This window comes from Streptomyces violaceoruber, from assembly GCF_033406955.1.
In the GTDB taxonomy this organism is placed as follows: domain Bacteria; phylum Actinomycetota; class Actinomycetes; order Streptomycetales; family Streptomycetaceae; genus Streptomyces; species Streptomyces violaceoruber.
Map to the genome: position 1 here is coordinate 1,515,676 of NZ_CP137734.1, position 13,074 is coordinate 1,528,749.

Below are 13,074 nucleotides of genomic sequence, written 5' to 3' on the forward strand. Positions count from 1 at the left end.
CCGCCTCGGCCGGTCCGGGTGCTCCGCTCGTCTACAGCTGGGCCGAGGCGAAGCCGGTCAGCAGGACGGCGGTGCCGCCGATCTCACCGATGATCAGGGTTTCGCGTACACCACGCAGGCTGGTTTTCCGGTCGCGCATCTGGTTGTCGGTCCGGCCCTCGATTCCGAGCCGCACATAGTTCGCGATCGTCACGACGAACATGCCGACGACTGCTGCCGCGGCGATGATGTTCACCGCGGACGGCCAGCCGGAGAACTGGACGAGCGGTGCCACGACGGCCGATGTCGCGAAGCTGTACAGCAGTGCGGAGTTGTGGGCGACGTTGACGTATCGGTGTGCCGTTCCGTCCGGGGACGACATCGACTGCTGCCATTTCCACACCCCGAGGAACAGTGCTGCCAGGAAGATCACGCCGGCAGCGAACAGGACCCAGGCGGTTTCCTGGCGGATCATGAGGTACCTCCGAGTGATGCGGGAAGCCGCCCGCCTGTTGAGGGCGGGCCGCTTCCCGCGGGTAGTGACGTTGGGTTGTCCCGGGGCTGCCCAGCACGGTGCGCAGCCCCTTCCCGCGGCCGCGCAGGCGGGTTCGGTCCGCTAGGCGGGCAGCGGGGCGCGGCAATTCGTCGCGCGCGTCACCTCGTGAGCCAGTTGAGGAACTGGCTCCAACGGCCGGTGCCCGCGGCCTTGCGCGCGGTACCGGACTGTTCGGCACGCTCGCCCGCGGGTGCCTGAGCCGGGGCAGGCGTCCGGTCGGGGGCCGGGAGCGGGGTGAAGCGGGCCGGGAGCGCGGTGAGGCCGCGGGTGAAGGGCCCGGGGCGCCACGTCAGGCTGTCCTCGGGCACGGCGGCCGCGATGTCGGGGATCCGGTTGAGGAGGTTCTCGACGGCGGCCATGGTGATCTGGCGGGCGGGGTCCTTCGAGGGGCAGGCGTGCGGGCCCGCGCTCCAGGCCAGGTGGGAACGGTTGCTGCCGGACTGCCGGGCGGCGGCCAGGCTCGGGCTGTTGTTCGCGGCGGCGAAACTCACCATGATCAGCTCGCCCGCCTCGAACTTCTGCCCGGCGAACTCCACGTCAGCGGCGGGATAGTGGGGCGCGAGATTGGGCACCGGAGGGTTCTCCCACAGGGTGTCCTCCATCGCCTCGTCGATCAGTCCGCCCTGGCGGGCGTACTCGTCGTGGATGAGGATGCGGTGCAGGGTGTTGCCGATCAGGTTGCGCAGCGGATCGGCACCCGCGCCCAGGATCAGTGAGAGCTGATAGACCATCTCCTCGTCGGTCATCCTGGTCTCGTGCTGCATCAGCCACGAGGTCACGTCCTCGCCGGGGCGGCTGCGCTTGAGAGCCACCAGCTCACCGACCGCACCGAAGAGGACCTCGGCGGCCCGTTCCGCGTTGACGCCGTCGAACATGCCGGAAATGCCGAACAGGATGCGGTCGCCGATGTCGGCGGGGCAGCCGAAGAGTTCGTTGAAGACGAACAGCGGGAGCTGCTTGGCGTAGTCGGCCATCAGGTCGGCGGAGCCGCGGGAACCGAACTGGGAGATCAGGTAGTCCGAGATCTGTTCGGTGCTGCGAGCCAGCCGGGCGGTGTCGATGCGGGCCATGGCGTCGGTGATCGCCTGGCGCAGCCGCAGGTGTTCGGCGCCGTCGCTGAACATGGCGTTGGGGCGGTAGGCGAGCAGCGGGACGACGGGGCTGTCCGCCGGGATCAGGCCCTCGTTGAAGGCCTTCCAGCGGCGCGCGTCCTTTCGGAAGGTGCCGTTGTCCTGGAGCAGGCGCAGTGCTGTCGCGTAGTCGGTGACGAGGGAGGCGTCGACACCCGGGGCGAGTTCGACGGGTGCGGAGGGGCCGTATGACCGTGCGTAGTCGTAGTAGGCGTGCGGGTCGGCCGCGAAGTCCGGCCCGTACAGCGGTATCCGCGCGTCGGCGTGGGCGGGGCATCCGGGCGGGGGCACCGCGGGGGTGGTGGCGTCCATGAGTGCTGTTCTTGCTCCTGGGGCGCGGTCCCGGAGGACCGGGGGTGGGATACGGGGCAACGACGTTGCTTCGAAGGCAGGTTACGTCGTGCGGCCGACCGTGCAGAGCACATGGGGTGTGTGGTCACTTCCTCAGCCGGGCCGGGAACTGGTACCACTTCCCTGATACCCGTCGCCGGCCGCTGCGACCGGCAGGCGTGCGGGCCGGCGTTCCAGGCGAGCGAGGCCCGGTTGCCCGTGTAGTGGCCCTCCGTCCGGTGGTCGTAGTACGCCTGCGGATCGGCCGCGAAGTCCGGGCCGTACAGCGGCACCTGGCACCGGAGTCGTGAGCAGGGCGCCCCGGAGGTGGCACGGGCGCGGAATGGACATCCATGTCGTCGTTCCTCATTCTGGCGCGGGTCCAACAGCCACAGGCGTAGTCGCACAGGGCGCAGTTGACTAACGGGGACCAAACCGTAGTCTCAACTCTCAGGGGTCTCATGGCTGTTGGGGCCAGCAGCGGGAGGACGGCGGTGGTGGCGGGGGCGCTCCTCGGTCATCCGCCTGCCGACCCGGGCGGCGGTCTCGCGCAGCCAGATGTGGGCCGCGTCGTGGGTGTGGACCGGGTGCCACCACAACGCCTCGCTCAGCGGCACCGCCTCGTAGGGCGGCTCCACCGCGCGTACGGCGGCGAGCGGGGCGAGGAGCCGGGCGAGGCGGGCCTGGATCAGGGCGATGCGCCGGGTGCCGTCGACCAGCAGCGGCATGATCTGGAAGCTGTCGACGGAGACCTCGACGCGGGGCTCGATGCCCAGCATGCCGAGCTGGCGGACGGCCGGGGCGTCGTAGGTGCGCTGGTAGGTGACCCAGGGCAGCCGGGCCAGGTCTTCCCGGGTCAGCCGGTCGCCGACACTCGGGTGGTCGTCGGCGACGAGGAAGACCCAACGGTCCTGGTAGAGGTCGGTGGCGGGGAAACCGCTGATGACGCCGTGCGGCATGAACAGGCCGTCGGTGGTGCTCAGCAGGGCGTCCGTGGCGTCCACCACGCTGGTCGGCGTCTGGGCGAAGCGCAGCCGGATGCCCGGAGCCTCCTGGTGCACGACCCGGGCGAGTTCGGCGCCGAAGACGGCGACCGCGTAGTCGGACGCCACGAGTTTGAACTCACGGCTCTCCCTGGCCGGGTCGAAGTCCGCCTGGCTGGCGAACAGCCGTTCCAGCAGGTCGTAGGCGGTGGACGCGCGGTCGAGGAGGACCTGTCCGAGGGCGGTGAGTTCGTAGTGGCCGCCCACCCGGGCCAGGAGGTCGTCGTCGAAGTGCCGGCGCAGGCGGGCGAGCGCCGCGCTCATCGCCGGCTGGCTGAGGCCGACGCGCTGCCCGGCACGGGTCACGTTGCGCTCCTCCAGCAGGGCGCGCAGGGGGACGACGAGGTTGAGGTCCAGGCGACCGAGATTCACGGCGATCTTCCTTGCTGTCCGGCGACGACCTGCGAGAATTCGTCGTATGGATGGCTGCCATCCATAGAATCGATTTCCCTGATCGCGAGTGGCGGGTCCAGATTAGTGCCACCGCAATCAGGAGGACATGTCCGTGAAACCTGAAGCCGCGTCCGCCCTCTTCGCCGGACCCTTCGCCCTGGCCACCCTTTCCGCTCCCGAGGGTGCTGCCTTCCCCGCTCTCGTCACTCCCGACGCCCGGGTGACCGACCTGCGGTCCGCCTTCGAGGACACCGGCCTCAGCATGCGCGGGCTCCTCGACGACTGGGACGCGGTGGCGCCGCGGCTGGCCGCACTGGCCGTCGACGACGCCGCCGCGCGCAGGCCACTGGCGGAGTTCCGCGTGCACGCGCCGGTGGAGCCGCGCCAGGTGTTCCAGTCGGGAGCCAACTACCGGCAGCACGTCATCGACCTGCACGTCGCGCACCGGGCCCCGGACGACGACCGGCCGGAGGAGGAGCGGCGCGCGGAGGCCGCCGAGATCATGGACCGGCGGGCCGCCGAGGACCTGCCGTACGTGTTCATCGGCCTGCCGAGCGCGGTGACCGGCCCCTACGACGACGTCGTACTCCCGGCCTGGGCCGAGAAGCCCGACTGGGAGCTGGAGCTGGCGGCGGTGATCGGCCGCCCGACCCACCGGGTGTCCGTCGAGGAAGCCCTGGACCACGTCGCGGGCTACACGATCGCCAACGACCTGACCGACCGTGCCACGGTCTTCCGCCGGGACATGCCGCAGATCGGCACCGACTGGCTGCGCAGCAAGAACGCCCCCGGATTCACGCCGCTCGGCCCCTGGATCGTGCCCACCGCCTCGGTCGGGGACCCGGGCGACCTGCGTCTGACGCTGAAGCTCAACGGCGAGACCATGCAGGACGAGTCGACCAAGGACATGATCTTCAACGTGGCGCGGATGGTCTCCTACGCCTCGCAGACCGCCCGGCTGCTCCCCGGCGACCTGGTGCTCACCGGCAGCCCGGCCGGCAACGGCATGCACTGGGGCCGGCTGCTGCGCGACGGCGACGTCATGGACGCCTCGATCACCGGGCTCGGTGCCCAGCGCACCCGCTGTGTGGCGGAGGCGGCCCGATGACACTGGACCGCACCGACCCCGAGGGGGCCATAGCGCGCGCCGCGAAGGCGTACTCCAACTGGGGCCGCTGGGGCGAGGACGACGTGCTCGGCACGCTGAACTTCCTCGACGGGGCCAAACGCAGCGAGGGTGCCGCACTGGTCCGGCGGGGCGTCAGCTTCTCCCTCTCCCAGCGCTTCGACATGAACGGCCCGCAGAAGGGCTGGCGCCGCCGCACCAACCCGGTGCACACCATGCTGGACACCGGCACCGACGCCGCCCTCGGAAACCAGGGCTTCCCGCACGGCATCGGCGGTGCCGACGACGTCATAGCGATGCCGTTGCAGTGCTCCACGCAGTGGGACGGGCTCGGCCACATCTTCGACCACGGCAAGGCGTGGAACGGCCGCCCCGCCGAGCAGGTCGTCACCTCCGACGGCGATCTGGTCACCGGCATCGAGCACATGGCCCCGCACGTGGCCGGACGGGGGGTGCTCCTGGACGTCGGCCGGGTCGTCGGCGAGGACGGTGAGCTGCCGGACGGGTTCGCGATCACCGAGGAGCACCTGGCCGCGACCGCCGGGGCGCACGGTGTCCGGGTGGGCCGCGGCGACATCGTCCTCGTCCGCACCGGCCGGCTCGCCCGGGCGCGCCGCGAGGGCTGGGGCGACTACGCGGGCGGGCCCGCCCCCGGCCTGTCGTTCACCACGGCCGGCTGGCTGCACGGCACCGAGGTCGCCGCGATCGCCACCGACACCTGGGGCTTCGAGGTCCGCCCCAACGAGTTCGAGCACGCCTTCCAGCCGCTGCACCAGGTCGCCATCCCCCACATCGGCCTGCTGATCGGCGAGATGTGGGACCTGGACGCCCTCGCCGTGGACTGCGCGGAGGACGGCGAGTACGGCTTCTGGCTCACCGCCGCGCCCCTGCCCATCACCGGCGCGGTCGGCTCACCCGTCAACCCGATCGCGGTCAAGTAGACCGAGGAACAAGGGAGTTCTTCATGATCCAGCCCCGCACGGTCCTCGTCGTCGGTGGCGGCGCGGCCGGCAACGCCGTGACGATCCTGCTGCGCCGCGCCGGTCTCACCGTGGACCTGGTCGAGGCCAAGGACGACTGGAACGCCACCGCCGGCTCCGGCATCACCCTCCAGGGCAACGCCCTGCGCGTGCTGCGCGAACTCGGCGTCTGGGAGCAGGTGGAGGCGTCCGGATTCGGTTTCGGCTCGGTCGGCATCACCACCCCCGACGGCACCGTCCTGCACGTCCAGGACGACCTGCGCACCGGCGGCGACGACCTGCCCGCCACCGTCGGCATGCAGCGGCCGCGGCTCCAGCAGATCCTCATCGAGGCGGTGCGGGCGAGCGGGGCGTCGGTCCGGCTGGGCACCACGGCCGAGATCCTGGACCAGGACTCCGACGGTGTGCACGTCCGGCTCTCCGACGGCTCCGAGCACCGTTACGACCTGGTGGTCGCCGCCGACGGCCTCGGTTCCGCCACCCGGGCCGCGATCGGCATCACCGACAAGCCCGAACCGACCGGCATGGCCATCTGGCGCATCGCCGCACCGCGTCCCGCCGGCCTGACCCGCACCGACCTCGCCTACGGCGGCCCGGCCCACATCGCCGGCTACTGCCCGACCGGCGAGACCACCCTGTACGCGTACGTCGTCGAGGCCAACCGGGACCGCGCCGGGATACCGCCCGCGTCGTACGCGGACGAGATGCGCGGCCTGACCCGGCACTACGGCGGCTTCTGGCCGGACATCACCGAGCACATCACCGACCCGGCGAAGGTCAACTACACCTGGTTCGACCGGCTGCTGGTCGAGGGCTCCTGGCACCGCGGCCGAGTGGTGCTCGTCGGTGACGCCGCCCACTGCTGCCCGCCCACCCTCGCCCAGGGCGCCGCGCTGTCCCTGGAGGACGCCTGGGTTCTCGTCCAGATGCTGACCGGGTCCGACGTGTGGGACGACGCCCTGTTCCAGGCGTACTACGAGCGGCGGATCGCCCGGGTCCGGCCGGTCGTGGCGGCGTCGGTGCAGATCGGGCAGTGGCAGCTCGACGGCGTCCGCGACGCCGACCTGCCCGGCCTGATGGGCCGCACCATGACCATGCTCCGGGAGCTGCCGTGACCGCCGTGCCCACTCCAGCCGTGCCCACTCCAGCCGCAAACGCTCCAGCCGTGCACACGCCCACCGTGGACGTGCACGCCCACGTCCTGCTGCCCGAGGTCGAAGCGCTCGTGGCCGGTCTGCCCGGCCACGCCGGGGCCCGGGAGCTGGACGCCCGGCGCAACGGTCCCGCCGCACTCGCGGTCAACGGACCCATGGTGCGCGACCGCGTCCCCCGGATGACCGATGTCGCCCTGCGCCTGGCCTCGATGGACGCCCAGGGCGTGGACGTGCAGCTGGTCAGCCCCTCCCCCTCGCACTACCACTACTGGACCGACGAGGACACCGCCGAGAAGCTGTACCGGCTCGCCAACGAGGCCGTGGCCGCGCACTGTTCGGCCGCCCCCGAGCGGCTGCGCGGTCTCGGCCTGGTCCCCCTCCAGCACCCCGAGCAGGCGGTCCGGGCCCTGGACCACGCCCTGGAGCAGGGCCTGGCCGGGGTGGAGATCTCCAGCCACGCCCCCGACCGGGAGCTGTCCGACCCCGCCTACGCGTCCTTCTGGACCCGGGCCGGGGAAACCGGCGCGATCATCTTCCTGCACCCCTTCGGATGCACCCTCGACGAGCGGCTGGACCAGTGGTACCTGTCCAACACCGTCGGCCAGCCCACCGAGAACGCCGTCGCCCTCTCCCACCTGATCTTCTCCGGTGTCCTCGACCGCCACCCGCGCCTGCGGCTGATCGCGGCGCACGGCGGCGGCTACCTGCCCACCCACATCGGCCGCTCCGACCACGCATGGTCGGCCCGCTCCGACGCGGGCGCCGGCTGCGCGCACCCGCCCAGCAGCTACCTGAAGCGCCTGTACTTCGACTCCCTGGTCCACGACCGGCACGTGCTGCGGGAGCTGATCCGGGCGGCCGGTGCGGACCGGGTGCTCCTCGGCTCCGACTTCCCCTTCGACATGGGCACCGAGGACCCGGTCGGCGCCCTGCGCGCAGCCCGCCTCACCGACTCCGACTTCCACGCCGTACGAGGCGGAAACGCCGCCGCCCTCCTCCGGAAGGACTGACCGCCATGCGCCTGCTCACCCACCTGCGGCACGTCGACCTCGCCGTGCCGGACTACGACAAGCAGCTCGACTTCTACTCCGGCGTCTGGGGCCTGACCAAGGTCGCCGAGGACTCCGGCATCTCCTTCCTGGCCGCCGAGGGCTCCCCCGAGCAGTACGTCGTACGGCTGCGCAAGGCCGAGGAGAAGCGCCTCGACCTCGTCTCCTACGGCGCCGCGAGCGCGGCGGACGTCGACACCCTCGCCGAGCGGCTGCTCGCGGGCGGCGTCCAGTTGATCTCCCGGCCGGGCACGGTGGACACGCCCGGCGGCGGCTACGGCTTCCGCTTCTTCGACGTCGACGGCCGCACCATCGAGGTCTCCGCCGACGTCGAGGTGCGGCAGCACCGCAGGATCGAGGAGAAGGAGTCCATCCCGGTCAAGCTCTCCCACGTCGTCCTCAACTCCCCCGACCTCAACCGCACCCGCGAGTGGTACGAGCGCCACCTCGGCTTCGCCCTGTCCGACACGCTCAGCTCGCCGCACATGGGCGAGGTCATGCACTTCATGCGGATCAGCAACCAGCACCACTCGATGGCCCTCGCGAAGGGCCCGCACACCGCCCTGCACCACATCTCCTTCGAGATGCGCGGCCTCGACGAGTACATGCGCGGCTCGGGCCGGGTCATGCGGGCGGGCTTCAGGAAGATCTGGGGTCCTGGCCGGCACCTGGCCGGGGACAACACGTTCACGTACTTCCTCGACCCGCACGGCAACACCGTCGAGTACACCACCGAGCTGGAGAACCTGGACGAGGACACCTGGCACCCGCACGTCTACGACTTCTCCCGGCCCGAGGTCACCGACCAGTGGGGCACCGCCAACCCCATGAACGAACTGGTCGCCAAGGAGTCGTTCAACGACCCCGACCGCGGTGTGTTCGTCGCCCCGCCGGTCTGATCCGCGTCCACCTCGACCGACCACCCCCGCACAACAGGAGCCGGACCATGCGTTTCGCCGCCTACGAACACCGCCACCGTCACCGCGTGGCCGTCGTGGAGGAGGACGGCTCCCTCCGCCCGCTGCCCGGCGTCACCTCACTCACCGACCTGCTCGCGCGGGCCGACGGACTGCCCGGCCTGCTCGCCGCCGGCCGGGCCGCCCTCGGCGTCCCGCGCGGCCCCCACGTGTCCCAGGTGCGGCTGCTGGCCCCGCTGCGGCCCGCGTCGGTACGGGACTTCGTCACGTTCGAGGAGCACGTCGAGGGCGTACGCCGCTCGGTCGACGGCGTCGCCGGGGTCCCCGAGCAGTGGTACGCGGCGCCGACCTTCTACTTCACCAACCCGCACGCGATCCACGGCCACCGGGACGACATCCCGGTACCGCCCGGTTCGGCCGTGCTGGACTTCGAGTTGGAGGTCGGCGCGGTGATCGGGCGGGAGGGCCGCGACCTCACCCCCGAGCAGGCCCGCGACCACATCGTCGGCTACACCGTGTTCAACGACTGGTCCGCACGCGACCTCCAGGGCGCGGAGATGACGGTGGGCCTCGGTCCCTGCAAGGGCAAGGACGGCGCCACCACCCTCGGCCCGTACCTCGTCACCGCCGACGAGCTGGAGCCGTACCGGGACGCCGACGGGTTCCTGCGCCTGGCCCTGACCGCCGAGGTCAACGGTGAGAGGGTCGGCGAGGACCTGCTGTCCAACATGAGCTGGACCTTCGAGGAGATGACCGCCTACGCCTCCCGCGGCACCCGCGTCGTCCCCGGCGACGTCCTCGGCTCGGGCACCTGCGGCAACGGCGGCTGTCTGGCCGAACTGTGGGGCCGGCGCGGAAAGCAGGACCCGCCGCCGCTGCGGGCGGGCGACACCGTCGCCCTGACCGTGCAGGGCATCGGCACCCTGACGAACACCGTCGTTCCCGGCCCGGACCCCGTACCGCTGCCGGCCGGCCGACGGCGCAGCCGGGAGCGGCCGTGAGCGCCTGACCGCACACGGGCGGGGTGGAGTCCGTCTCCGGCACCCGCACTTGCCGCCCGCGCCCTCCGTCACACGGTCCGTTCGGGAAGCGTGGGGAGTACCTTCTCCGCGATGCCGAGGAGGACCCTGTCCTCCGGAAGGGCGCCGGACGTGCTCCACACGGTGATCTCGTAGTAGCCGCCCGGGTCCTTGCCGTCGAGGGCCACGGACAGGGTTCGGGCCAGGGGGCCCTGCTCCACCGGTCCGCCGGACCCGCCGCTCCCCAGGTTGATCTCGGCGCGCCGCCCCCACACGGCACGCCGGCTGTGCGGGTTCATGGGCCTGCCCTCCGACGGCAGCGCCTCGGCCTTGCGCCGGGCCGGGCGGGCGTTCCCCTTCGTACGCCTGGAGTCGGATCCGCCTCGGCCTTTTGTCTAGACCTATTTTGTCTAGACCTCTTGTCCTGCCCAGATCGGCGGGCTACGTTTCCCGCTGTTCGGAGTTCTCCACGTTTCCTTCAATTCCCCTGATGGGCAAGGCTGGAAGGAGCATGTCCGCATGCAGGACCGGAGTCTGTCCAGACGAACCGTCATCGCCTCCGCGACCGTCGTCGCCGCGAGCGCGACGGGCGTCGTAGGTGCCGTGGCCACCCCCGCGGCCGCGCACGGGCGCGACCGGCGCGACCGGCGCCTCAAGAAGATCATCTCCCGGATGAGCATCGAGGCGAAGATCGGCCAGCTGTTCGTCCCGTACTTCTACGGAACGTCCGCGACCTCCCCCAGCCAGTTCGACCAGGACCGCAACCTCGGGGAACTCGGCGTCCGCACCGTGGCCGAGCTCATCGCCAAGTACCACATCGGCGGAGTCATCTACTTCCACGGCTGGGCGAACAACATCCAGGACCCCCACCAGATCGCGGACCTGTCGAACGGTGTGCAGCGGGCCTCGCTCGCCCTGCCCACGCCCATTCCGTCCCTGATCTCCATCGACCAGGAGCACGGGGTCAACGTCCGCATCGGCAGCGGCGCCACCCAGCTGCCGGGCGCGATGGCGCTCGGCGCGGGCCGCTCGCTCTCCGACGCGCGCACCGCCGGGCGGATATCGGGCACCGAACTCGCGGCCATGGGCATCCATCAGAATTTCGCCCCGGTCGCCGACGTCAACGTCAATCCGGCCAACCCCATCATCAACGTCCGCTCCTTCGGCGCCGACGCCCGCGAGGTCGGCCGCATGGTGGCGGCCCAGGTGACGGGGTACCAGCAGGTCGGCGTCGTGGCCTGCGCCAAGCACTTCCCGGGCCACGGGGACACCGGTCAGGACAGCCACACCGGTCTGCCGGTGATCACCCACACCCGCGAGGAGTGGGAGCGCGTCGACGCCCCGCCCTTCAGGGCCGCGATCGCAGCCGGTGTCGACTCGATCATGACCGCGCACCTCCAGGTCCCCGCGCTCGACCCCAGCAACGACCCGGCCACCCTGTCGCCCGCGATCCTCCAGGGCGTGCTGCGCGACGAACTCGGATTCGACGGCGTGATCGTCACCGACGCCCTCAACATGCAAGGCGTCCGTACGAAGTACGGCGACGACCGCGTGCCCGTCCTCGCCCTCAAGGCCGGTGCGGACCAACTGCTGTTCCCGCCGGACATCGACGTCGCCTACCACGGGGTCCTGACCGCCGTCCGCGCCGGCGAGATCACCGAGGAGCGGCTCGACGAGTCGGTCCTGCGCATCCTGCGCGTCAAGGACAAGGCCGGCCTGTTCGACGGGAGCCCCTACGCCTCCCGCAAGGAGGTCGACCGGGTCGTCGGCGCCCGCGGGCACCGGCTCGCCGCCGCGCGGATCGCCGAACGCACCACCACCCTGCTGGTCAACGAGGACGAGGCGCTCCCGCTGCGCCGTCGGCAGCGGAGGCTGCTCGTGGTCGGCGCCAGCCCGGCCTTCCCGACCGACGACACCCGCACCACGGTGCCCGAGCTGGCCGCGGCCTTCGACGAACTGGGCTACCGCACCTCCCATCTCGCCACCGGCCGGGCGCCCGACGCGGCGAAGATCGACGAGGCGGTGGCCGCGGCGCGGGGACGGGACGCGGTGGTGGTCACCACCGACAACGTCAACGCCACCAGCGCCCAGCGCACCCTGGTGTCCCGGTTGCTCGCGACGGGAGTGCCGGTCGTCCACCTCGCGGTCCGCAACCCCTACGACATCGCCCACCTCGGCGACGTCCGGGCCTCGCTGGCCTCCTACTGCTGGACCGAGGTCGAACTGCGCGCCGCGGCCCGGGTGATCGCCGGCCGGGTCGAGCCGCGCGGCAAGCTGCCCGTGCCCGTCCAGCGGGCCGACGACCCGGCCGAGGTCCTCTTCCGCGCCGGGCACGGGCTGTCGTACGACGGCCACTGGGGGCGCTGACGGCCGTTGCCCGTCCCCTGACTGATGCGACAGTCAGGGTCTCAACGGGCTACTGGTTCAGCGGTTTCCCCTTCGGACATGTTGAGTTTTCCGCAACACATGTCTAAGGTCGTGGCCCGTGGAAACCGACGACGTCCCCGGCGGCGCACCGAACGCCGACACCGCCGCCCGCGTCCGCGAGGTCATCGCGGCCGCGGGTGTCAGTCAGCGCGAGTTCGCGCGCCGCGTCGTCATGGATCCGTCCAAGCTGTCGCGTTCGCTGAGCGGCACCCGCCGCTTCACGGTCGCGGAGCTGGCACGGATCGCCGACGAGGGGCGGATCGACGCGGGCCGGCTGCTCGGCACCCGGTCCCGCGAGAAGGCCACGCCACCGGCGACCCATGTCGAGGGCGGGCGACCGCTGCAGATCGTCCGCGAGACGGTCCGGCTGATCGCGGAGCACGGATTCCACGCGGTGCGGGTCGCCGACATCGCCCGCGCCTGCGCCACCAGCAGTGCCGCGATCCACTACCACTTCCCGGGGCGCGCCGAGCTCCTGGAGGCGGCCGTGCGCTGGTGCATGGACGAGGACACCGCGCGCCGTGCCGCCCGTCTCGCCGAGGCGGACGACGCGGCGGCGGAGCTGTCCCAGCTCATCGCGTTGCAGACGCCGCGCACCGCGCAGCAGCGCCGCCAGTGGGCGGTGTGGCTCGACCTGTGGGCCGAGGCCGCTCGCTCCACGACGGTGGGCCGTCTGCATTCCGAGTACTACCGGCAGTGGCGCGAGACCGTCGCCGACGTCGTACGCCGCGGTGTCGGACAGGGCGTCTTCCGCGCCGGGCTCGACCCGCAGGCGGCGGCACTGACGCTGACCGCTCTGATCGACGGCCTGGCGACGCACGTCCTGTCGGTGGACGGAACGGCGTCCGCCGGTGCCGCGGACGCGATGCACACGGCGCTGACCACCCACGTCAACGACACCATCCTGGCTCCGTAGCGCCCGAGCCGCGGAAGCCCCTGCCCCTGCCCCTGCCCCTGCCCCTGCCCCTGCC

At 71.7% G+C, this 13,074-nt stretch carries 11 protein-coding genes and 1 pseudogene; 8 read left to right on the forward strand and 4 right to left on the reverse strand.

Annotated features, from left to right (window positions below; translation table 11 throughout):
- Window positions 1-31: 31 nt before the first annotated feature.
- From R2E43_RS06790 to R2E43_RS06800, 3 genes are all read right to left on the reverse strand, one after another.
- Window positions 32-454: a hypothetical protein gene (locus R2E43_RS06790; protein WP_003972615.1), complete on the reverse strand. Its 423-nt coding sequence runs from the start codon at window positions 452-454 to the stop codon at window positions 32-34.
- Window positions 455-633: 179 nt separating this feature from the next.
- Window positions 634-1,977 carry a cytochrome P450 gene (locus R2E43_RS06795; RefSeq protein WP_003972616.1) on the reverse strand — a complete coding sequence of 448 codons (1,344 nt, stop codon included), beginning with the start codon at window positions 1,975-1,977 and terminating at the stop codon, window positions 634-636.
- A 461-nt stretch (window positions 1,978-2,438) separates the two neighbouring features.
- Window positions 2,439-3,410 carry a LysR family transcriptional regulator gene (locus R2E43_RS06800; protein WP_332056014.1) on the reverse strand — a complete coding sequence of 324 codons (972 nt, stop codon included), beginning with the start codon at window positions 3,408-3,410 and terminating at the stop codon, window positions 2,439-2,441.
- A 127-nt stretch (window positions 3,411-3,537) separates the two neighbouring features.
- On the opposite strand from R2E43_RS06800, the gene R2E43_RS06805 reads away from it, so the two are divergent.
- From R2E43_RS06805 to R2E43_RS06830, 6 genes are read left to right on the forward strand one after another with little or no spacing between them, the layout of a single operon-like run.
- Complete coding sequence (locus tag R2E43_RS06805) at window positions 3,538-4,539, forward strand: fumarylacetoacetate hydrolase family protein (RefSeq protein ID WP_136208144.1); 1,002 nt, start codon at window positions 3,538-3,540, stop codon at window positions 4,537-4,539.
- On the forward strand, window positions 4,536-5,498 hold the full coding sequence (locus tag R2E43_RS06810) for a cyclase family protein (protein WP_332056015.1): 963 nt from the start codon (window positions 4,536-4,538) through the stop codon (window positions 5,496-5,498). The genes R2E43_RS06805 and R2E43_RS06810 overlap by 4 nt, the downstream gene beginning before the upstream one ends.
- A gap of 23 nt (window positions 5,499-5,521) precedes the next feature.
- Complete coding sequence (locus tag R2E43_RS06815) at window positions 5,522-6,652, forward strand: FAD-dependent oxidoreductase (RefSeq protein WP_319217686.1); 1,131 nt, start codon at window positions 5,522-5,524, stop codon at window positions 6,650-6,652.
- A 50-nt stretch (window positions 6,653-6,702) separates the two neighbouring features.
- Complete coding sequence (locus R2E43_RS06820) at window positions 6,703-7,701, forward strand: amidohydrolase family protein (protein WP_259332916.1); 999 nt, start codon at window positions 6,703-6,705, stop codon at window positions 7,699-7,701.
- Between the two features lie 5 nt (window positions 7,702-7,706).
- A complete protein-coding gene (locus tag R2E43_RS06825; protein WP_003972622.1) occupies window positions 7,707-8,639 on the forward strand; it encodes a VOC family protein in 933 nt (310 codons plus the stop codon).
- A 47-nt stretch (window positions 8,640-8,686) separates the two neighbouring features.
- Window positions 8,687-9,658: a fumarylacetoacetate hydrolase family protein gene (locus R2E43_RS06830; RefSeq protein ID WP_319217684.1), complete on the forward strand. Its 972-nt coding sequence runs from the start codon at window positions 8,687-8,689 to the stop codon at window positions 9,656-9,658.
- Window positions 9,659-9,726: 68 nt separating this feature from the next.
- Here R2E43_RS06830 and R2E43_RS06835 read toward each other — a convergent pair.
- Window positions 9,727-9,939: pseudogene (locus R2E43_RS06835) on the reverse strand (DUF6215 domain-containing protein); the annotation flags it as partial.
- Window positions 9,940-10,195: 256 nt separating this feature from the next.
- Here R2E43_RS06835 and R2E43_RS06840 point away from each other — a divergent pair.
- Complete coding sequence (locus R2E43_RS06840) at window positions 10,196-12,043, forward strand: glycoside hydrolase family 3 protein (protein WP_093457306.1); 1,848 nt, start codon at window positions 10,196-10,198, stop codon at window positions 12,041-12,043.
- Between the two features lie 118 nt (window positions 12,044-12,161).
- The gene (locus tag R2E43_RS06845; RefSeq protein ID WP_003972626.1) at window positions 12,162-13,019 is read left to right on the forward strand and encodes a TetR/AcrR family transcriptional regulator; all 858 of its coding nucleotides are present in this window, start codon (window positions 12,162-12,164) and stop codon (window positions 13,017-13,019) included.
- Window positions 13,020-13,074: the final 55 nt, after the last annotated feature.

Bases quoted from the DNA above. Each gene is read 5' to 3' on its own strand.
- R2E43_RS06790 (WP_003972615.1), bottom strand. From the start codon at position 454: ATGATCCGCCAGGAAACCGCCTGGGTCCTGTTCGCTGCCGGCGTGATC.
- R2E43_RS06795 (WP_003972616.1), bottom strand. From the start codon at position 1,977: ATGGACGCCACCACCCCCGCGGTGCCCCCGCCCGGATGCCCCGCCCAC.
- R2E43_RS06805 (WP_136208144.1), top strand. From the start codon at position 3,538: ATGTCCGTGAAACCTGAAGCCGCGTCCGCCCTCTTCGCCGGACCCTTC.
- R2E43_RS06810 (WP_332056015.1), top strand. From the start codon at position 4,536: ATGACACTGGACCGCACCGACCCCGAGGGGGCCATAGCGCGCGCCGCG.
- R2E43_RS06815 (WP_319217686.1), top strand. From the start codon at position 5,522: ATGATCCAGCCCCGCACGGTCCTCGTCGTCGGTGGCGGCGCGGCCGGC.
- R2E43_RS06825 (WP_003972622.1), top strand. From the start codon at position 7,707: ATGCGCCTGCTCACCCACCTGCGGCACGTCGACCTCGCCGTGCCGGAC.
- R2E43_RS06830 (WP_319217684.1), top strand. From the start codon at position 8,687: ATGCGTTTCGCCGCCTACGAACACCGCCACCGTCACCGCGTGGCCGTC.
- R2E43_RS06840 (WP_093457306.1), top strand. From the start codon at position 10,196: ATGCAGGACCGGAGTCTGTCCAGACGAACCGTCATCGCCTCCGCGACC.